This is a genomic window from Desulfocurvus sp. DL1XJH-121, assembly GCF_054819825.1.
Genome location: NZ_JBTVWW010000013.1, coordinates 33,989 through 53,925 on the forward strand (window position 1 = coordinate 33,989; position 19,937 = coordinate 53,925).

General features: G+C 68.4%; 15 protein-coding genes. 13 read left to right on the forward strand and 2 right to left on the reverse strand.

Annotated elements, in window-relative coordinates; all coding sequences use genetic code 11:
• Window positions 1–220 precede the first annotated feature (220 nt).
• The 13 genes from ACYYG1_RS10530 to ACYYG1_RS10590 all read left to right on the forward strand — a co-directional run bounded on the left by ACYYG1_RS10530 (window position 221) and on the right by ACYYG1_RS10590 (window position 18,132).
• Window positions 221–1,429, forward strand: coding sequence for an ammonium transporter (locus tag ACYYG1_RS10530; protein WP_461210266.1), 1,209 nt, complete (start codon window positions 221–223; stop codon window positions 1,427–1,429).
• Window positions 1,430–1,498: 69 nt separating this feature from the next.
• Window positions 1,499–1,837, forward strand: coding sequence for a P-II family nitrogen regulator (locus tag ACYYG1_RS10535; protein WP_461210267.1), 339 nt, complete (start codon window positions 1,499–1,501; stop codon window positions 1,835–1,837).
• A 101-nt stretch (window positions 1,838–1,938) separates the two neighbouring features.
• Window positions 1,939–4,569 carry a [protein-PII] uridylyltransferase gene (gene glnD / locus ACYYG1_RS10540; protein ID WP_461210268.1) on the forward strand — a complete coding sequence of 877 codons (2,631 nt, stop codon included), beginning with the start codon at window positions 1,939–1,941 and terminating at the stop codon, window positions 4,567–4,569.
• 105 nt (window positions 4,570–4,674) lie between these two features.
• Complete coding sequence (locus ACYYG1_RS10545; RefSeq protein ID WP_461210269.1) at window positions 4,675–5,004, forward strand: TraR/DksA family transcriptional regulator; 330 nt, start codon at window positions 4,675–4,677, stop codon at window positions 5,002–5,004.
• Between the two features lie 346 nt (window positions 5,005–5,350).
• Window positions 5,351–7,015, forward strand: coding sequence for a gamma-glutamyltransferase family protein (locus ACYYG1_RS10550; protein ID WP_461210270.1), 1,665 nt, complete (start codon window positions 5,351–5,353; stop codon window positions 7,013–7,015).
• Between the two features lie 423 nt (window positions 7,016–7,438).
• Window positions 7,439–8,428 carry a TAXI family TRAP transporter solute-binding subunit gene (locus tag ACYYG1_RS10555; RefSeq protein WP_461210271.1) on the forward strand — a complete coding sequence of 330 codons (990 nt, stop codon included), beginning with the start codon at window positions 7,439–7,441 and terminating at the stop codon, window positions 8,426–8,428.
• 70 nt (window positions 8,429–8,498) lie between these two features.
• The gene (locus tag ACYYG1_RS10560) at window positions 8,499–10,487 is read left to right on the forward strand and encodes a TRAP transporter permease (RefSeq protein ID WP_461210272.1); all 1,989 of its coding nucleotides are present in this window, start codon (window positions 8,499–8,501) and stop codon (window positions 10,485–10,487) included.
• 94 nt (window positions 10,488–10,581) lie between these two features.
• Window positions 10,582–11,127 (forward strand): OmpH family outer membrane protein, encoded by a 546-nt coding sequence (locus ACYYG1_RS10565; protein WP_461210273.1) that lies wholly within the window; start codon window positions 10,582–10,584, stop codon window positions 11,125–11,127.
• A gap of 166 nt (window positions 11,128–11,293) precedes the next feature.
• On the forward strand, window positions 11,294–11,893 hold the full coding sequence (locus tag ACYYG1_RS10570) for a class I SAM-dependent methyltransferase (RefSeq protein WP_461210274.1): 600 nt from the start codon (window positions 11,294–11,296) through the stop codon (window positions 11,891–11,893).
• On the forward strand, window positions 11,890–12,513 hold the full coding sequence (locus ACYYG1_RS10575; RefSeq protein WP_461210275.1) for a TetR/AcrR family transcriptional regulator: 624 nt from the start codon (window positions 11,890–11,892) through the stop codon (window positions 12,511–12,513). The genes ACYYG1_RS10570 and ACYYG1_RS10575 overlap by 4 nt, the downstream gene beginning before the upstream one ends.
• A 59-nt stretch (window positions 12,514–12,572) precedes the next feature.
• Window positions 12,573–13,748 (forward strand): DNA polymerase IV, encoded by a 1,176-nt coding sequence (locus ACYYG1_RS10580; protein WP_461210276.1) that lies wholly within the window; start codon window positions 12,573–12,575, stop codon window positions 13,746–13,748.
• Between the two features lie 175 nt (window positions 13,749–13,923).
• Window positions 13,924–16,143, forward strand: a complete 2,220-nt coding sequence (locus ACYYG1_RS10585; protein WP_461210277.1) for a diguanylate cyclase domain-containing protein — start codon at window positions 13,924–13,926, stop codon at window positions 16,141–16,143.
• 180 nt (window positions 16,144–16,323) lie between these two features.
• Window positions 16,324–18,132: a DAK2 domain-containing protein gene (locus ACYYG1_RS10590; RefSeq protein ID WP_461210278.1), complete on the forward strand. Its 1,809-nt coding sequence runs from the start codon at window positions 16,324–16,326 to the stop codon at window positions 18,130–18,132.
• Window positions 18,133–18,207: 75 nt separating this feature from the next.
• Here the strand turns inward: ACYYG1_RS10590 and ACYYG1_RS10595 are convergent, their stop codons facing one another.
• Window positions 18,208–19,059, reverse strand: a complete 852-nt coding sequence (locus ACYYG1_RS10595; RefSeq protein ID WP_461210279.1) for a glycine betaine ABC transporter substrate-binding protein — start codon at window positions 19,057–19,059, stop codon at window positions 18,208–18,210.
• 43 nt (window positions 19,060–19,102) lie between these two features.
• Complete coding sequence (locus ACYYG1_RS10600) at window positions 19,103–19,936, reverse strand: ABC transporter permease (RefSeq protein ID WP_461210280.1); 834 nt, start codon at window positions 19,934–19,936, stop codon at window positions 19,103–19,105.
• Window position 19,937: the final 1 nt, after the last annotated feature.

The following is a 19,937-nucleotide window of genomic DNA, read 5'->3' on the forward strand; positions in this document are numbered from 1 at the left end:
CCCCTGTGTCACAGGGGCGGCGGGTTCTCTTGGCCCCGGTCTTGCTTGGATTTCCATCCGTCCGGTCCCGGACTGGGTGTGGTTCCACGTTTTTGCAGAGTAATCAGCGAGTTGGAGGTGCCATGGCGCATTCTCTAAAATTGTAGGTATTACAAAAACGTAAATTACATGCCTATATTGTACTCCATTTTTGTAAAATAATAGCGTGTGGAGGGTTCGCATGAACGCAGCCGATACGGCTTTCATCCTGGTTTGCGCCGCCCTGGTCATGTTCATGACCCCGGGGCTGGCCCTGTTCTACGCCGGCATGGCCCGGGCCAAGAACGTGCTGGGCACGGCGATGCACAGCATGGTGCTTCTTGGCGTGGCCACGGTGGTCTGGGTGGTGGTTGGTTACTCCCTGGCCTTCGGCACCGACGTGAGCGGGGTCATCGGTGGGCTGGACTACCTGTTCCTGTCGGGAGTGGGCATGGACCCCGGCGGCCCCACCGAGAACCTGCCGCATCTCCTGTTCATGATCTTCCAGTGCATGTTCGCGGTCATCACCCCGGCGCTGATCACCGGGGCCTTCGCCGAGCGCATCAAGTTCGGGCCCTTCGTGCTTTTTTCCGTGCTCTGGCTCGTCTTCGTCTACAGCCCCATGTGCCACTGGGTCTGGGGCGGCGGCTGGATGGGCGAGATGGGCGCCCTTGACTTCGCGGGCGGCGCGGTGGTGCACATGAGCTCCGGCGCGGCGGCCCTGGCCGCGGCCCTGGTGCTCGGCCGCCGCCACGGCTTCGGCTCCGAGGCCTTCATTCCCCACAACCTGCCCATGACCCTGACCGGCGCGGCCATCCTCTGGTTCGGCTGGTTCGGGTTCAATGCGGGCAGCGCACTGGCCGCCGACGGGGCGGCCGCCAACGCCTTCGTCACCACCCACGTGGCCGCGGCCGCGGCCCTCATCGGCTGGCTGGTGGTGGAGAAGATGCACCACGGCAAGGCCACCACCCTGGGCGCGGCCTCGGGCGCCGTGGCCGGCCTGGTGGCCATCACCCCCGGAGCCGGATTCGTCACGCCCATGGGCGCGCTGGTCATCGGCCTGGTGGGCGGCGCCGTGTGCTACGGGGGCGTGCTCCTGAAGAACGTCTTCAAGTACGACGATTCCCTGGACGTGGTGGGCATCCACGGCCTGGGCGGCACCTGGGGCGCGCTGGCCACGGGCCTCTTCGCCTCCGAGGCCGTGGGCGGGGTCAACGGCCTGTTCTACGGCAACCCGGGGCAGCTTTGGATCCAGTTCGTGTCCGTGTTGGCCACCTGGGGATACTGCTTCGTGGTTTCCTACATCCTGTTCAAGGTCGTGGACGCCCTCATGGGCCTGCGCGTGGACACGGAGTCGGAGGTCCGGGGCCTGGACGTCACGCAGCACAGCGAGGCGGGCTACCAGTTCTAAGGCCGCGCGAGGTTTGCCGCTTGTCAGCGGCTGGGCAAAGTGCATATACACGAGAAGGAGTTCGCGAGAATGAAGAAGATAGAGGTCATACTCAGGCCGTTCAAGCTGGACGAGGTCAAGTCCGCGCTGACGGAACTGGGCATCCAGGGAATGACCGTGACCGACGTGCGCGGCTTCGGCCGCCAGCGCGGGCACAAGGAGGTCTACCGGGGCGCCGAGTACCAGGTGGATTTCGTGCCCAAGGTCAAGATCGAGGTGGTGGTGGCCGAGGACATGGCCGCCGAGGTGGTGCGCACCATCAGCGACGCCGCCAGGACCAACCAGATCGGCGACGGCAAGATATTCGTCTCCACCATCGAAGAAGTGGTTCGTATCCGTACCGGCGAAACTGGTGACGAGGCCATCTAGCCGGGATTACGTAGCAAGTTATGGGCGATGGCCCCGCCCGCCTCTGCGGCGGGCGGGGCCGCTTCCGCAAAACGGGTCGCTCGCGGCCCAGGGGAACAGGCATGGGGCAGGAGGGGTCCAAGGCGGCACAGATTCTGGCCAGGGAGCGCGACGCTCTGGCGGCCCAGGCTGCCGCCGTTCCCGGGGACGAATTCTGCCGCCGCCTGAGCGGGATCTTCGACCAGTATTTCCGTGACAGGCTGCGGGAAATCTGGCCCCGGGAAGAAGGCGCGCCCGAGGAAAGCCCCTTCGCAGTGGTGGCCGTGGGCGGCTACGGCCGCCGGGAGCTCTGCCTGCGCTCCGACGTGGACATCCTCTTGGTCTACGAGCGGCGCATCCCGGCCCGGGCCCTGGACCTGGCCCAATCCCTGTTCTTCCCCCTCTGGGACCTGGGCTGCGACCTGGGCCACGGGTTCCGCAGCATCAAGGAAAATCTCTCCCTGGCGCGCAAGGACTTCCGCGTCCTGGCCTGCCTGCTGGACGCCCGCCTGGTGGACGGCAACCCCGCCGTGTTCAAGACTTTGGAGGAATCCTTTCGCATCAAGGTCGTGGCCAAGAAAAAGGCCCCCTTCACCAAGTGGCTGCAGGACGCCAGCCGCGAGCGCCTGGAGCGCTTCGGCGACGCCAGCTCGCTCCTTGAGGCGGACCTCAAGCGGGGCATCGGCGGGCTGCGCGACTACCACCAAATTCTCTGGCTGGGCAAGGCCCATTACGGGGCCTCGGGCCCGGACGAACTGCTGCGGGCCGGGTGCCTCACCGAGGCCCAGGCCCACGTGCTCAAGGACAACGTGCGCTTCCTGCTGCAGGTGCGCACCCTGCTGCACGCCGAGGCCGGCCGCCGCAACGACCGCCTGCACCTCTCCCACCAGCGGGCCATAGCCGAGGCCCTGGGCTTCGAGGACCAGGGCGGCTCCATGGCCGTGGAGCGCTTCCTGGCGCGGCTGCATCGCGAGATGGCCGGGCTCAAGGCCCTGCACGCCTCCTTTGTGGACGGCATCTGCGAGGATCGCGGGGGCCCGTCCTGCGGCCCGGACGAGGACCTTTCGCCGGGCGTCGTCCGCCGGGGGCGGGGCCTGGCCTTCGACCTGCCCCGGGGCTATCCCGACGACCCCATGGTCCTTTTGGACATCTTCACCTGCTCGGCCAAGACGGGCCTGCCCCTGCGCTGGGAGGCGCGGGGCTTCGTGTCCGCGCACCTGCATCTGGTGGGCGGGCACCTGGCGGCCTCGCCCGAGGCCGCGAGCCGGTTCATGGGCATCCTGGCCTCCGACCGCGCCGCCGCGACCCTGGAGCAGATGCTGGAATGCGGGTTCCTGGGGGCCTTTGTGCCCGAATTCGGCCGAGTCCAGGACACGGTGCAGTTCGACACCTACCACGTGCACCCCGTGGGCTGGCACACCGTGGAGGTCCTGCGCCGCGTGGCGGAACCCGCCCAGGGCGGGGACCGGCGCTTCGCGGCCCTGCTGGCCGACGTCGAGGACACGCGGCCGCTCCTGGCCGGGGCGTTCCTGCACGACGTGGGCAAGGGCCTGGGCGGCGGGCACGCGGAAAAGGGCGAGGTTTTGGCCCGGGATATCCTCGGCCGCTGGGGCTGGGACGGGGACGGCCTGGAGGAAGCGGCCTTCCTGGTGCGCGAGCATCTGGTGCTCTTCGAGACAGCCACGCGCAGGGATTTGAACGACGAGTCCGTGGTGGCCCGCTGCGCCGGAAAGATCGGTTCCCGCCGCAGGCTGGACCTGCTCATGCTCCTGACCTGGGCCGACGCCGGGGGCACGGGCCCGGGGGCCTGGTCCGCATGGACCGCCAGCCTGGTCTGGGACCTGTACGGCAAGATTTTGCGCATGCTGCGCCGGGGCCGCCTGGCCTCGGCCGACGCGGTGCGCGCCATGGACGACACCCGCCAGGCCCTGCGCCGGGCCGCCCAGGGCGGCCCCCTGGAGCAGGCCGTGGAGGACTGCCTGGACCAGATGCCCTCGCGCTATCTGCTGTCCCACCAGCCGGAAAACATCCTGCGCCACGTGGACATGGTCCTGCGCCTGCGCGAGGCCGTGGACGAGGCCCGGCGCACCCGCCCGGGCGGGCGCGGCGGCGCGGGCGTGGTGGTGGTGGAGTCCCGCGAGGCCCCGGAGAGCGGGGCCCACGAGATCACCGTGGCCTCCATGGACGACGCGCGGCTGTTCTCCACCGTGGCCGGGGTCCTGGCCCTGCACGGCATCAACATCGTGTCCGCCGAGTGCTTCCTGTGGCGCGAGGGCACGCGCGTGGACGTGTTCATGGTCTCGGACCTGCCCGGGCACCTGCCCCCCGGCGTGTTCGAGGCCCGGGTGGCCGCGGGCGTGCGCAACGCCATGAGCGGCAGGCTGTCCCTGACCTACCGCCTGTCCGAGAAGCGCCGTTCGCCCCTGGTGCGCCGGTCCCTGGACAACGCGCCCGAGGTCATGGTGCACAACGAGGCCTCGGACTTCTATTCCCTCATCGAGATCACCGCGCCCGACCGCATCGGTCTGGTCTGCGACATCGCCAAGGCCGTTCTGAACCTGGGCCTGCGCATCCAGCTGGCCAAGATCGCCACCTACGGCGACCAGGTGGCCGACGTGTTCTACGTGCGCGAGGAGGAGGGCGGCAAGATCTCCGGCGCCGACCGCGTGCGCGAGGTGCGCGAGGCCCTGGAGCACTGCCTGGCCCAGTCCTGAGGACCCGCCTCGGCCCGTCGCGATTTCTCCGATCCGTCGACGTTCCTTCATGCTGCCGTAACCCGTGGGGAGTAGAACACGGCAAACGCAGCAAGGAGGTCCCGTATGACTTCGGACGACAAGCTCGAAATCCGCGTAACCCTTGAAGAACGGCTGCAGTTCCTGGAATCCCGGGAACTATCCATCCAGGCCGGAACCTGCCCGGACGACAACGAATACGCGTCCATGATCAGCGAAATGCACCTGAACATGGTCATGCGCGAGCGCGAGAGCCGCTTGGTGGGCGAAGTGCGCGAGGCCCTGGCCCGGCTCAGGGACCCGGACTACGGGTTCTGCCGGGAATGCGGCGAGTACATCGGCCTGCCCAGGCTCAAGGCCAACCCCCTGGCCGTGTATTGCATTGCCTGCCAGGAGAGTGTGGAGCGCGCAGCCTAGCAGCAGACCGTCGAAAAACAGCGATCTGCTGCGTCGCTACGCTGCTGCGGAAAATCCAAAACCTCGCGTAGCGTAAGCGCGGGAGTACAGCTCTGCTCTCGATATCTGTAAGGCTCGAAGACTCGCCTAACAGCTAGTCGGTCGTCGGTCTTGTATTTTCCTTGCGCCTTGCAGCTCAGCGAAGCGCTATTTTTGAACGGTCTGCTGGCCCGTTCTCCCCCTCTGATTCCGAGGCGGGCCATTTTTAACCCGCGCGCCAGCTGGCGCGCGTTCTGTGTCCTTGCCTGGCCGGGGCCGGATGGGGTATTCCGGGGACGTCATTCACGGATTTCCCAAAGGAGCCCCCATGCCCGCCCAGCCCCATTCGTTCTCCGCTCCCGAGTTCTCCTTTTCCTCCCGCCGCAGCCCGGTGTTCTTCCCCCGCGCCATGGCCGCCGCCACCCAGCCCCTGGCCGTGGAGGCCGGGCTGTCCATGCTGCGCAGGGGCGGCACCGCCGCCGACGCGGCCGTGGCCATGGCCGCGGTCCTGGCCGTGACCGAGCCCGCCAGCACCGGCCCCGGGGGCGACGCCTTCGCCCTGTACTACGAGGCCGAAACCGGCACGGTGCACGGGATCAACGGTTCGGGCCGCTCCCCCCGCGCCCTGGATTTCGATCTGCTGCGCTCGCGGGGGCTCGCGGCCCTGCCCGAACGCTCGGCCCTGTCCGTGACCGTGCCCGGCGGGGTGGGGGCTTGGTGCTCCCTGGTGGAGCGCTTCGGCGAGCTGCCCCTCACCGGGGTCCTGGAGCCCGCCGTGCGCCACGCGCGCGAGGGCTTCGCCGTGGGCCCGGTGGCCGCGCGGCTGTGGGCCGAGAACGAGGACGGCGTGCTGGCCCAGGCCCCGGGCGGCAAGGCCCTGTTGCCCGGCGGGCGCGCGCCCAGGCCCGGCGAGGTGGCCAGGAACGAGGACCTGGCCCGGACCCTGGAGGCCCTGGCCTGCGCGGGCGGCCCGCAGGACGCGGCGGACCTGTTCTACCGGGGCGACATCGCCCGGGCCGTGGCCCGGGCCGTGCAGGAAGCCGGCGGCGTGCTCACGGCCGAGGACATGGCCGCGCACGCCACCACCTTCGACGAGCCCGTGAGCATTGCCTATCGCGGCTTGCGCGTCTTCGAGTGCGCGCCCAACGGCCAGGGGCTGGCCGCGCTGCTGGCCCTGGGCGTGCTGGACGCCCTGGGCTACGAGGGGCCCGGTGCCATGCCCACGGCCGAGAGCCTGCACCTGCAGATCGAGGCCCTGCGCCTGGGCTTCGCCGACGCCCATCGCTACATCGCCGACCCCGCGTGCATGGACCTTTCTCCCCTGGCCCTGCTGGACCCCGCCTATCTGCGCGGCCGCGCCGCCCTGGTGGACCCGGCGCGGGCCATGGCCGACGTGCCCCACGGCCACCCGCCGGCCTCCTCGGACACGGTCTACTTCTGCGTGGTGGACCCCATGGGCAACGCCTGCTCCATGGTCAACAGCGTGTACAAGAGCTTCGGCACGGGCATCACGCCCCGGGGCCTGGGCTTCTCCCTGCAGAACCGCGCGGACAACTTCTCCATGGACCCCGCCCACCCCAACGCCCTGGGGCCGGGCAAGCGTTCCTACCACACCATCATCCCGGGCCTGGCCCTGCGCGCGGACGGCTCCCTGTACGGCCCCTTCGGGGTCATGGGCGGGTTCATGCAGCCCCAGGGCCACGTGCAGGTGCTCTGCGCCCTGGCCGACGACGGCCTGAATCCCCAGGCCGCCCTGGACCGGCTGCGCTTCTGCCTGCCCGCCGGGAGCCCCGACGACCCCGTGGCCCTGGAGGGGGGGTTCGACCCGGCCCTGGTCAAGGCCCTGGGGGCCATGGGCCACAGGACGGCCGCCGTGCGCGGCTGGGAGCGCTTCCTGTTCGGCAGGGGCCAGATCATCCTGCGCGATCCGGACACGGGCTGGCTCATGGGGGGGGGTGACCCGCGTGGTGACGCCTACCCCCATGGTTTCTAGCGCGGCAAACCGTCCCGGAACGCGCGTCTGCCGCGTTGCTGCGAGCGATGCGAACCCTCGCGTATCTGGATACGCGTCGGCCTCGCATTGCTCTTGCGCCTTGCATCCGCACGCCCCGGAACAGTTTGCCGGGTATGCGGCGTCCGCAGGGGCGCGAGCGCACTTCGGAGTGATCCGTCGGGCGCGAATCCGTTGCGCCGTTTTGCCCCCGGGCTATCGCTTTGCCTAATCCCCGCTGTCCCGTTTTCTTTGCGGGTGTTTCGCCTTCTTTCCGCGCATAAGTGTTGCCGACACGGGTGGGATGCGGTATGGATCGGCTTCTCATTATTGTCTAAAGTGTTGCGGCTTTGCTTGCACTTTTTTGTGAAGTGCCTGGGTGAAGTGCGCCTGTTACTTGCTTTACCCTCAACGCCGGAGGAGGCAATGCTGAAGCGACTGCTGATCGTGTTCATGGTGTGCACGCTGTGCGTGACGTTTGGCTCTGTGGAGTCCAGGGCCGATGATCAGAACCTGATCATCGCCACCGCCACCACGGGCGGGACCTACTATCCGGTGGGCGTCGCCATCGGCACGCTCCTCAGCATCAAGCTGGCCAAGGACGACAAGATCACGGCCACGGCCATCAACTCCGCCGGCTCCGGCGAGAACGTCCAGATGCTCAAGAACAAGGAGTGCGACCTGGCCATCCTCCAGGCGCTCTTCGGCCAGAACGCCTACAACGGCGAGGGCCCCTACGAGGGCAAGGCCTTCAAGGACTTCTGCTCCGTGACCATGCTCTGGGAGAACGTCGAGCACTTCGCCCTGCTCACCAAGTACGTGAAAAAGGGCGACGTCTCCGACCTGCACAACCTGGGCGAGAAATTCTCCATCGGCAAGCGCGGCTCGGGCACCGAAGGCTCGGGCAGGACCATCTTCGCGGCCCTGGGCATGGACCCGGAAAAGGAGATGACCCTCGAATACCTGGCCTACACGCCCTCGGCCCAGGCCATGATGGACAACCGCATCGTGGGCGCCAACATCCCGGCCGGGCCCCCGGCCGCGGCCATCACCATGCTCTACGCCCAGCTCGGCCAGGACAAGGCCGTGGTCCTGGACTTCACGGACGAGCAGCTGGCCGCCATCCAGAAGAAATATCCCATCTGGAACCGCCGGGTCATCCCCGCGGGCGTCTACCCGGGCCAGACCAAGGACATCAACACCATCTCCCAGCCCAACTTCCTGGCCTGCCGGGCGGACCTGCCCGAGGAGACGGTCTACAAGATCACCAAGACCATCTACGGGAACCTGCCGTTCCTGCACAACATCCATAAGGCCACCAAGGCCATGAGCCTCACGCGGGCCACCATGGGCCTGCCCGCGCCCCTGCACCCGGGCGCGGCGAGGTTCTACCGCGAGGCCGGCATCATCAAGTAGCGATCCGCGGGAGCGGGGGCGCCCCGCGCGCCCCCGCCGGCACAACCCCAAGACCAGAGGCGAAACAGGGATGCAGACCCAGACCGACTGCGCGGTGACCAAGGACTTGGCCGGGGAGACCCTGGCCGTGAAGCGCACCCTCGCGGGCGGGCCCGCGGCCTTCGTATACTGGGCCGGGGTGGCCTGCTCCCTGTTCCACCTCTGGGTGAACACCGTGGGCGTGATGCCCGAGATCCAGCGCAACGCCCTGCATTTCGGGTTCATGCTGCTGCTCGGCTTCGTGATCTACCCCCTGTCGCGCAGGCACCCCCGGGCCACCATGCCCGTGGACTGGGGCCTCGCCGCCCTGGCCATGGCCGTGGCCCTGTATCTGGTGCTCTTCGAGGACGCCCTGCACGCGCGCAACGAGGTGCCCGTGTTCATGGACCTGGTGGCGGCGGGCCTGGCCATCGTGCTCATGCTGGAGATCACCCGCCGCACCACGGGCCTGCTCATCCCGGTGCTGGCCGTGATCTTCCTGGCCTACGGCCTGGGCGGGGGGCGGCTGCTCGGCGGGCTGTGGCATTTCCCGGGCGTGACCCCGGAGCGCATGCTCTACCGCATGTACTTCGCGCCCGACGGCATCTTCGGCACCATCGCCACCATCAGCTCCACCTTCGTGTTCCTGTTCGTGCTCTTCGCGGCCTTCCTGCTCAAGTCCGGGGCCGGGGAGTTCATCATCCGCCTGGCCCTGGCCCTCATGGGCCGCAGCGTGGGCGGCCCGGCCAAGATGGCCGTGTTCGCCAGCGGCATCATGGGCTCGGTGTCGGGCAGCGCCGTGGCCAACACCGTGGGCACGGGCTCCATCACCATCCCCATGATGAAGTGCATCGGCTTCTCCCCGCGCTTCGCCGGGGGCGTGGAGGCCGCCGCCTCCACGGGCGGCCAGCTCATGCCGCCCATCATGGGCGCGGGCGCGTTCATCATGAGCCAGTGGACCCAGATCTCGTACCTCAAGATCGTGGGCGTGGCCTTCATCCCGGCCATCATGTATTTCCTGTCCGTGGCCTTCTTCATCCACCTGCGCGCGCGCAGGCGGGGCCTCAAACCCATGCGCGCCGAGGACATCCCGCGCCTGGGCCAGGTGCTCAAGGAGGGCTGGAACTTCTTCATCCCCGTGGCCGCGCTGGTGGGCCTGCTCATGCTGGGCTACACCCCGACCTTTGCGGCCTGCGGCGGCATCGTGGCCATCGTGGCCGCCAGCTGGCTGAACCCCAGGACGCGCATGAGCGGGAGGGACATCCTGGACGCCCTGTCGCTCGGCGGCCGCAACATGGTCACCACCGGGGTCATCCTGCTCTGCTCGGGCATCGTCATCGGCGTGGTGCTCATGGTGGGCATGGGCATCAAGTTCTCCATGCTCATCACGGACATCTCCGGGGGCAGCCTGTTGGCCACCATCGTGCTCGTGGCCCTGGCCTCCCTGGTGCTGGGCATGGGCCTGCCCGTGACCGCCTCCTACATCGTGCTGGCCGTCTTGGCCGCCCCGGCCATGCAGATGCTCGGGGTCAGCCTCCTGTCGGCGCACATGCTCATCTTCTGGTACTCCCAGGACGCCAACGTGACCCCGCCCGTGTGCCTGGCGGCCTACAGCGCGGCGGGCATATCCGGGGCCGGGTCCCTGGAGACGGGCCTGCAGTCCTGGAAGCTTGCCAAGGGCCTGTATCTCATCCCCCTGCTGTTCTGCTACACGCCCATCCTCTTCGAGGGGCCCCTGTGGCACGTGGCCGAGTCCGCCCTCACGGGCACGGCGGCCCTGTTCTGCTTCGCCGCGTTCTTCGAGGGCTTCTGCCACCGCCTGCTCTCCTGGCCCCTGCGCCTGGCCTATTTCGGCTGCGCCGCGCTGCTCATGTGGCCGGAGTTCGCCACACACGGCCTGGGCGCGGCCGGGCTGGCGGGGCTCACCGTCCTGGGGCGGCGCGCGGCGCGCGCCCTGCCCGAGCCCGAGGCCGGGGAGGGCGAGTGCCGAGTGGACTTCGCGACGCTCTCGGTTTCCGGAGAGGCCGGGCCGCACCGCTAGCTTCTTGCGTTGCGCCTTCGCCCGGGGTATGAGTGGGCGCGCGCGTCCCTTGCGGACGCCGGAATCATCACCATCAACGTTGGAGCTATGAGCAATGAAATTCAGACTGATCCTTGCGGCCCTGGCTGCAACGCTGCTCCTGGCCGCCTGCCAGCAGCAGGGCGGGGCCAAGATCGCCGTCATCGATCCCTCCGAGGTCTTCAAGGCCTGCGAGGTGTGCAAGAAGGGCGGGGAATACCTCAAGGCCAAGAGCGAGGCCATGCGCGCCGAACTCACGGCCCTGCAGGCCGCGGCCAAGGGCGGCGAGGACAAGGAAGCCTCCGCTAAGTTCCAGGAGCGCTATACGGTCATGCAGAACGATCTCATGGGCGAGCAGACCCGCATCGCCGGGCTGCTCAACGACGCCTTCACCAAGGTGGTCAAGGAGTACCGCGAGAAGAACGGCGTGTCCCTGGTCCTGTCCAGGGAGGACGTGCTCTCCATGGACGACTCCGCGGACATCACCGCCGCGGTGATCAAGGCCATGGACACCGCCGCCATCGACCTGGCCCTGCCCGAGGTCAAGGCCCCCGAGGCCGCTCCGGCCGAGGCCCCCAAGGCCGAGGAAGCCGCTCCGGCCGGGGACAAGAAGGCCGAATAGCCTCGATTCGCCGAGTACGGACAGCGCCCGTGCGGTTCGCCGCGCGGGCGCTTTGTATTTCAAGGAGTTATTAAAAGTGAACTTGAGTTCACTTTTTTATTGACTGAAAGGTGAGCTTTAGTTCATGTTTTGGCTGGCTGGCCGAAAACCGGGCAAGGAGTGAACCATGAACAATGAGACCCCCTTGAAGCCCACCCATGGGAAGACCTGCCCCGCGTGGGTCTGCCACCTCATCGACAACCCCCTGCGCAGGTTTTTGGAGCCTGCGGACAAGCATCTCGCGCCCCTGGTGCGGCCGGGCATGACCGCCCTGGACGTGGGCTGCGGATTCGGCCATTACACCCTGGCCCTGGCCCGGCTGGTGGGCGAGGGCGGGCGCGTGCTGGCCGTGGACGTGGGACAGCGCATGCTGGAGAAGACCCTGTCCCGCGCGGCCAAGGCCGGGCTGGGCGGGAGGATCGAGACACACCTGTGCCCGGACGGGAGCAGCCTGGCCCTGCCCGGGGATTTCCGGGCGGATCTGGCCGTGCTCGGCAACGTGCTGCACGAGATGCCGGACATGGATACGGTGTTGGCCGAGCTGCATCGGATCCTGGCCCCCGGAGGTCTGCTGTACGTCATCGAGCCGGCCGGGCATGTGCGCGCGGCGCGTTTTCAGGCCGAGTTGGACCGCGCCCAGGCCCAGGGCTTTGTCCTGCGTTCCGCCACGCCCTCGGCCATGCGCAGGCGGCAGGCGATCCTGGCCGCTGCCGGGGAGGGCGCGTGATCTGGCGCAACGGGGTCTACGAGCCCCGCCAGAAGCGCGGGGACGAGAAACAACGCCGCCTGCTCCTGGCCGCCAGGGAATTGTTCAGCGAACAGGGCTTCCACAAGACCACGGCCAAGGACATCGCGAGCCGGGCGGGCGCGGCCACGGGCTCCTTCTACCGCTATTTCCGGGACAAGAAGGCCGCGTTCATGGCCGTGTGCCTGCACATGGAAGAGGAGATGATGGCCGCCATCTTCGGCCTGGGAGAGGACATGCGCCGCGAGGGACTGCCCGCGCGCCAGATGCTGGAGAGCATGGTGGCCTTCGCGGTGCGCGCCCACCAGGGGCAGCGCCGCTTCCACCGCGAGGTCCTGGCCATGCAGCTCACGGACCCCGATGTGGCCGAGGTGGGCAGGCGGCGGGAGGAAAAGGTCACTGCCAGGCTCAGGGAGTTCCTCGCCCCCGTGAGCAGTGAATTCAGGGTCCGAGATTTTGACGCGGCCGTGGCCTTGATCCACATGGTCATCGAGGAGGTCGCCCACCTGGCCGTGGTCCACGAGCATCCCCTGGGCGAGGAACGGCTCACCGCAGCCTGCACGGACATGCTCGGGACGTATCTGCTGGGGCCCGCCGACTAGCCGCTCCTGGTTTGTCCAGCGCCGTTGACCCGGCGCGTGCGCGGTGTCATTGCTCGGTCATGGCCGAGCGCTGGATCATGCACGTGGACATGGACGCCTTCTACGCGTCCGTGGAGCAGATGGACGACCCGGACCTCAGGGGCCGCCCCGTGGCCGTGGGCGGCGGGCAGCGGGGCGTGGTCTCGGCCGCGTCCTACGAGGCCCGGGCCTTTGGCGTGCGCTCGGCCATGCCGCTCACCCGGGCCCGCAGGCTGTGTCCGGACCTGGTGCTGGTGCCCGTGCGCATGGCCCGCTACCAGGAGGTCTCGGCCCGGGTCATGGCGGTCATCCGCTCCGTCTCGCCCCAGGTGGAGCAGACCAGCGTGGACGAGGCCTACGTGGACCTCACCGGCACCGGGCGCATCCTGGGCTCGCCCCTGGAAGCCGCCGAGAGGGTCCGCGCTGGCGTGCGCGAGGCCACGGGGCTGACCTGCTCCGTGGGGCTCGCGCCCTTGAAGTTCCTGGCCAAGATAGCCTCGGATCTGAACAAGCCCGACGGCGTGGCCATCATCAGGCCCCACGAGGTGCGGGCCTTCCTGGACCAGTTGCCCGTGGGCGGCATCCCCGGGGTGGGGCCCAAGGCCGCCGAAACCCTGCGCCGCCTTGGGGTGCGCGCGGCCGGGGATATGCTCTCGCGGCCCCGGGATTTCTGGGAGCGCCGCCTGGGCGAGCGCGGGGGCGTGCTCTACGACCGGGCCGCCGGGCTGGACCCCAGGCCCGTGGAACCCCACGGCGCGCCCAAGAGCAGCAGCGCCGAGGTCACCCTGGACACGGACACGGCGGACAAGGCCGAACTCACGCGCTGGCTCATGGCCCAGGCCGAGCGGGTAGGCCGCGACCTGCGCGGGAGCGGCCTCAAGGGCCGCACCGTGACCCTGAAGATCAAGTACGAGGACTTCAAGGGCATCACGCGCAGCCACAGCCTGGAGGATCCCACGGACTCCACGCAGGTGGTCTTCGAGACCGCCCGGGACCTCCTGGATGCCCTGCGCCTGGAGCGCCGGGTGCGGCTCATCGGCGTGGGCGTGTCCCAGTTCGGGGCCGCGCAGCGCCAGATGTCCCTGCTCCAGGAGCCGGAGGACTACTCCGGGCCGGGCCGGGAACGCCTGGACGCGGCCCTGGACGCCATCCGCGACAAGTTCGGCGGCCGGGCCGTGGAGCGCGGCATGGTCTTCGGCCTGAAGCGGAAAAAATGACGCGGCGCAGCCCCGGTCCCTGACCGCCGTGGCTATCCCCCTTGTTTTCAACGGCTTGAACCCCCTGGTGCTAAACGCTAATCAAGTGGTTGCTTTTTTACGAAAAAACAGTATTACCCGAATTGAGGGAAAGCTATTACGCCGCGTGACAAGCGGCCAAACCCCGGGTTTGGACATGCCGGTATCAGCAGGGTTCATCGACTGCGCCTCCTGCGTGGGCGCGGTGATGTTTTTTTGGCTCGCGGCCATCGGGTTCACGGCTTCCGGACCTGTGGCCGACAGGCTGCCCACGTCGTGGCTGGGCTGGTTCGGGCTGCTGGCCGGGCTGGCCTGCGGCCTGGGGCCGCGTCCGTTGATCCTGCCCGACGGCATGGCCCCCGGCGCCCTGCAAATCCTGTCCTATCTGCTGGCCGCACTGTGCCTGACGGAGTTCTGGGCGCGCTCGGCCCCGGGCAAGGGGCCCGCGCAGCGGGAGGTCGCGACCTTCCTGTTTCTCGGAACCCTGCACGTCCTGGTCCTGGGCCTGCATCCCCGTGAACCCGAGCGCTGGACCGTGGCCCTGTTCTCCCTGTTCTCCTGCCTGCTGGCCGCCCGGGCCCTGTTCGGCCGGGGCGGGTTCCTGGGCGACCGGCGGGTCCTGCGCATGGGGGCGGCCCTCTGCCTGGGCGTTTCCGGCGCGGTCTGGGCCGCGTCGGCTCTGCCCGCGCAGGTGCTGTCGGCTCTGCCCCTTGTGGGCGTCGCGACCGGGGCGCACGGTCTGGCCCTGGCGCGCGCGGTCCTGGCCGGGGTCCTGGCCCTGCTGTGCTGGGCGCTGTTCACCTCCGGGCTGCCGGCCTCCCGCGTGAACCGCGCCGTGTCCGTGCTTTGGCTGCCGTCTCTGTTGGCCCTGGTGCTCGTCGTCGGTGGCCTGTTGGCCGGGCGGGCCGGAAGCCAGGAGGACGCCAGGCAGTGGCGGGAGCTTACGCGCCGCGCCTCCTTGGTGGCCGCCGCCCTGGACAGGGAGCTTCTCCAGCATCTGCGTTTCGAGGCGCGGGACCAGGCCGATCCCGCGTTCCAGGCCCTGGGCCGCAGCCTGCGCGCGGTCATGCGCCTGGACACGGGGCTGGCCCACGCCGCCATCTACGGCATTACCGAACGGGGCGCCGTGACCGGGGTGGTGGCCGCCGAACCCGACTCCCCGCGCTGGCAGCCCCCGGGGTCCGTGTTCTCCGGCTCCCTGGGGCGGCTGGACCTGGACATCTTCCGCAACACGGGCAAACCCATGATGACCGGGCCGTACCGGGGTCCATACGGCAGCGGGGCCACGGTGCATGTGCCGCTGTTGGGGGACGGGGTTTCGAGGCCCGTGCGCGCGGCCCTGACCCTGGACGTGCGGGCCCGGGACTGGCTGCGCATGGTGCAGGGGGCCCGCATGGAGCCCCTGCGCATGTCTCTTCTGGCCTCGGTGTTTCTGCTCGGGTTCTTTTCCACCCTGCGCGTCAGGCGTTTCCAGGAGGACCGCATCCAGGTGTCCGAGCGCCGCTACCGCTCCCTGTTCGTGTCCATGCAGGAGGGGGTGGTCTACTGCCGCATCACGTCCGGCGACAGGGGCCGTCCCGAGGATTTCCAGGTCCTGGACATGAACCCCGCGGCCGAAAAGCTCCTGGGCCTGTCGCGCGACGCCGTGGTGGGCAGGACGGCCATGGACCTCTTCGCCGAGTACAAGGACCAGATGCTGAAGTGGATAGACTACTTCGGCACCGTGGCCCGCACCGGCCGCACCCGGAGCAGGGAGATGTATTACCTCCCGCGCAAGCAGTGGCTCCTGGTGCGCGGGTTCAGCTGGGAGCGGGGGTCCTTCGCCATCTCCATGGCCGACATCACCGAGCGCCGCGTCAGCGAGCAGGAGCACCGCCGCCTGGCCCTGCACGATCCCCTGACGGAGCTGCCCAACCGTCGCCTATTCCGCGACCGCCTGGACCAGGCCATCGCCCGGGCCGACAGGACCGGGACTAAATGCGCGGTGCTCTACCTGGACCTCAACGACTTCAAGATGGTCAACGACACCCGGGGCCACGCCTACGGTGACCTGGTGCTGGCGGAGGTGGCCAGGCGGCTCAAGTCCTGCATGCGCCGCTCCGACACCCTGGCGCGCATCGGGGGCGACGAGTTCGTGGCCGTGGTGCCGGAGTTCGGCGGCCTGGACGAGATCGCCGTGGTGGCGGACAAGATTCAGCAGGCCATGGCCGAGCCCTTCGTGTTCGGCGGCGAGACCGCCGAGGTGGGCGTGAGCATCGGGGTCGGCGTGTACCCGGACCACGGGGACGACGCGGAAACCGTGCTGGTCAGCGCCGACGCGGCCATGTACCGGGGCAAGGGCGACCGGGACAGGCAGTTCGTGCTCTACGAGGGGTAGGGCGTCCGCCCGGCCCGCCGGGGGGCGTCGCCCCCCCCTCCATTCTCCTTTCTTAGGCCTGAAATTGTCCGTCGTGTTACAGCGGCGTGTCGGTGTTTGCCAGGGCCTTCAAAATGGGGTATGCACCACCACCGGCCTGCCTCGCGCCAGTAATCCACCCGCCGGACATGGAGTGAACCCATGGCGCCAGAATCCAATAGAATCCAATATATCGATGGGATACGTTACAAGCGCATCCTGTTCGCCGCCGCCCAGCGGCTCATCGACAATTACGAATACTTGGACGAGATCAACGTCTTTCCCGTTCCCGACGGCGACACCGGCAGCAACATGGCCGGGACCATGCGCTCCATCGTGGACGGCTCCGCCGAGGCCCTGGATTCGTCCATCGATTCCATGAGCCGGGTCATCGCCGAGGCCGCGCTCCTCGGCGCGCGGGGCAACTCCGGCGTGATCCTGGCCCAGTTCTTCTGCGGCTTCGCCGAGGGCGTGAAGGACATGGTCCGCGTCACGCCCAGGCAGTTCGCCGAGGCCATGACCCGCGCCTCCCAGCGGGCCCTGGAGGCCATGTCCAGCCCCAAAGAGGGCACCATCCTCACGGTGATCACCGATTGGGCCCAGCACCTGGGCGACAACTGCGAAAAGTACCGCGACTTCCCCGAACTGCTGCATGACTCCCTGGGCCGCGCCAGGCAGTCCCTGAAGGAGACCACGGACAAGCTGGCCTCCCTCAAGGCCGCTGGCGTGGTGGACGCCGGAGCCCAGGGCTTCGTGTTCCTGCTGGACGGCATCGTGGACTTCGTGGAGCGCGGCCGCCTGGACCGCAAGGCCGAGAAGCGCATGATCGGCCGCAAGGGCCCCTCGGGCAGGATCCAGGAGCGGGTGGCCGTGGAGGAACTGACCTTCCGTTTTTGCACCGAATGCCTGCTCCACGGCGCGGCCATCGACCGCGACGCCCTGCGCGCCGAGTTGGAGAGCATGGGCGACAGCCTCATCGTGGCGGGCACGGACACCGTGGCCCGGGTGCACGTGCACACCAACGAGCCCGAGGGGGTCTTCCGCATCGCCGGGGCCCACGGCGAGGTCTCCCGCCGCAAGGTGGACGACATGCTCAAGCAGCACCGGGACATCGTGGCCCAGGCCCGCCAGAAGGTGGGCATCGTCACGGACTCCTGCTGCGACCTGCCCGAGGAGTTCCTGGCCCAGCACGGCATCCGCGTGGCGCCCCTGACCCTGACCCTGGACGGCGAGGAATACCTGGACAAGGTGGACATCAGTCCGGCGGAGTTCAACGACCGCCTGCGCGTGTGCGGGAGCGCCAAGACCTCCCAGCCCGCGCCCATGCATTTCAAGAGCCTCTACGACGAGATGCTCGGGCAGTTCGATTCCGTGGTTTCCATCCATCTGACGGGCGGCTCCAGCGGCACGTACCAGGCCGCGGCCAACATCGGCCGTCAGGTGGACGACGAGCGCGTCACCGTGCTGGACAGCAGCACCCTCACCGTGGCCCAGGGACTGGTGGTGCGCGAAGCCGCCCTGGCCGCCGGTCTGGGCATGAGCGCCGAGGAGGTGGCCGAGGTGGCCCGCGAGGCCATCGAGCGGGTGCGCATCTTCGTCAGCCTGGACACCCTGGATTTCGCCGTGCGCGGCGGGCGCGTGAGCCGCAAGGAGGGCCTCATCGCCAAGGCCCTGTGCGTGAAGCCCGTTTTGACCTTCGACCGCCAGGGCAAGGCCCGGGTGGTGGGCAAGGCCCTGGGCAGCCGCCTGGCCGAGCGCAAGCTGATGCACGAGGTCCGGGCCTACGCGCGCGAGCACCAGAACCTGCGCTTCGCCGTGGCCCACGTGGCCGCCGAGGAAACGGCCCAGCGCTACCGCAAGCTCATCTGGGACGAGTTCGGCGCGGAGCCCAAGTTCGTGCTGGAGGCCTCGCCCGTGCTCGGCTGCTATTCCGGCCTGGGCGCGGCGGCCATCGCGGTCCTGGGCGACTAGCCCCATTGTCCGACACGACAAAGGCCCCCGCCGGACGCTTCCGGCGGGGGCCTTTTCATTTGTTCGAAATCGGGGCTACTTCAGCCAGGAGTCCACCAGTTGCGGGTTCTCCTTGATGAAGCGCTTGGCGTTCTCGTAGGGATCGGCGTTCTTTTCCTGGTTCCAGGCCATGAGCGTCTGGAACTGCTTCACGCTCTCGTAGTGGAACTTGTCCAGGAAGTTGTAGACCTCGGGCAGGTCCTTCTGGAGGTCCTTGCGCACGATGGTGTCGATGTGCTCCTCGCCGCCCAGGGTGCCCTTGGGGTCCTTCAGGTATTTGAGGTCCCACTTGCCGAACATCCAGTGCGGCGACCAGGCCGTGACCACCACCCACTCGTTGTTCTTCTCGGCGTTGGCCAGGGCGGCGGTCATGGTTGCGCCGCTGCCCTCCATGAGCTCCAGCTTCAGGCCGTAGGCCTTCACGGCCTTCTCGGACAGGCGCATCAGCCCGGAGCCCGGGTCGATGCCGATGATCCTGCCGTCGAACTTGTCGGCGTACTTGTTCAGGTCGGCGATGGACTCGGCCTTGACGTAGGCGGGCACGGCCCAGCCCAGCTTTGCGCCGCCGGTGATGGGGCCGAGGTTCTCCACCTTGTCCTTGAACTTGGCGAAATAGTCCGCGTGGGTCACGGGCAGCCAGGCGGTGACCATGCCGTCCACGTCGCCGGTGCCCACGGCCTGCCACATGGCGGCGGCGGCCACGGGGAGGATCTCCACTTCGTAGCCCAGTTTCTCCTGCAGTACGGCCTGGGCCAGGTTGGTGCTGGCCGTGGCGCAGGACCATTCCACGTAGGCCAGACGGACCTTGCCCTTGCCCGCGAAGGCGGGGACGCAGAACGCGGCCACCATCAGGGCGGCCAACAGCGCGGTCAGAATCTTCTTGTGCATGTTTCCTCCAGTGCGTTTCTGTTATCTTCAGTACTTTTGTCGGCTAGTTGCGGTTGCCCACCTTCTGCAGCACCCGGTCCAGAATCACGGCCACGATGACGATGCCGATGCCCGCCTCGAAGCCGTTGCCCATCTGCAGGCGCTGGATGGCCTTCCAGACCTCGCCGCCCAGGCCCTTGGCCCCGATCATGGCGGCGATGACCACCATGGACAGGGCCAGCATCACGGTCTGGTTGACCCCGGCCATGATGGTGGGCGCGGCCAGGGGCAGCTCCAGCTTGACGAGGCGCTGCCAGCGGTTGGAGCCGAAGGATTCGGCGCATTCCACCAGCTCCAGAGGCACCTGGCGGATGCCCAGGCAGGTCAGGCGGATGGCCGGGGGCATGGCGAAGATCACCGTGGAGAAGATGGCCGCCACCTTGCCCAGGCCGAAGAAGGGGATGGCCGGGATCAGGTAGACGAAGGCGGGCATGGTCTGCATCACGTCCAGGACGGGCATGACCACGCGGTACACGCCTCGGCTCATGGCCGAGAGGATGCCCACGGGAACGCCCAGGATGATGGCCGTGAGGGTCGAGACGATGACCAGGGCGATGGTGCTCACCGTGGCCTGCCACAGGCCCAGGTTCCAGATCAGGCCCAGGCCGAAGAGCGTGAGGATGGTCACGCCCCGGCTCTTGCGGGTCAGCTTCCAGGCCAGGGCCGCCGCGATGAGGATGAAGGCCCAGGGCGGCAGCAGCATCAGGCCCGTTTCCAGGACGTCCAGGGCGTGGCCCAGGACCGCGGAGAAGGCCTTGGTGGCGAAGGAAAAGTGCTCCACCAGGAAGTCGATGGAGGCCTCGATGATTTCTCCCAGGGGGAATTGCGGTATGGTCATG

Bases quoted from the DNA above. Each gene is read 5' to 3' on its own strand.
- ACYYG1_RS10580 (WP_461210276.1), top strand. From the start codon at position 12,573: ATGGCCGAGCGCTGGATCATGCACGTGGACATGGACGCCTTCTACGCG.
- ACYYG1_RS10545 (WP_461210269.1), top strand. From the start codon at position 4,675: ATGACTTCGGACGACAAGCTCGAAATCCGCGTAACCCTTGAAGAACGG.
- ACYYG1_RS10595 (WP_461210279.1), bottom strand. From the start codon at position 19,059: ATGCACAAGAAGATTCTGACCGCGCTGTTGGCCGCCCTGATGGTGGCC.
- ACYYG1_RS10585 (WP_461210277.1), top strand. From the start codon at position 13,924: ATGCCGGTATCAGCAGGGTTCATCGACTGCGCCTCCTGCGTGGGCGCG.
- ACYYG1_RS10535 (WP_461210267.1), top strand. From the start codon at position 1,499: ATGAAGAAGATAGAGGTCATACTCAGGCCGTTCAAGCTGGACGAGGTC.
- ACYYG1_RS10560 (WP_461210272.1), top strand. From the start codon at position 8,499: ATGCAGACCCAGACCGACTGCGCGGTGACCAAGGACTTGGCCGGGGAG.
- glnD (WP_461210268.1), top strand. From the start codon at position 1,939: ATGGGGCAGGAGGGGTCCAAGGCGGCACAGATTCTGGCCAGGGAGCGC.
- ACYYG1_RS10530 (WP_461210266.1), top strand. From the start codon at position 221: ATGAACGCAGCCGATACGGCTTTCATCCTGGTTTGCGCCGCCCTGGTC.
- ACYYG1_RS10565 (WP_461210273.1), top strand. From the start codon at position 10,582: ATGAAATTCAGACTGATCCTTGCGGCCCTGGCTGCAACGCTGCTCCTG.
- ACYYG1_RS10550 (WP_461210270.1), top strand. From the start codon at position 5,351: ATGCCCGCCCAGCCCCATTCGTTCTCCGCTCCCGAGTTCTCCTTTTCC.
- ACYYG1_RS10570 (WP_461210274.1), top strand. From the start codon at position 11,294: ATGAACAATGAGACCCCCTTGAAGCCCACCCATGGGAAGACCTGCCCC.
- ACYYG1_RS10600 (WP_461210280.1), bottom strand. From the start codon at position 19,936: ATGACCATACCGCAATTCCCCCTGGGAGAAATCATCGAGGCCTCCATC.
- ACYYG1_RS10555 (WP_461210271.1), top strand. From the start codon at position 7,439: ATGCTGAAGCGACTGCTGATCGTGTTCATGGTGTGCACGCTGTGCGTG.
- ACYYG1_RS10590 (WP_461210278.1), top strand. From the start codon at position 16,324: ATGGCGCCAGAATCCAATAGAATCCAATATATCGATGGGATACGTTAC.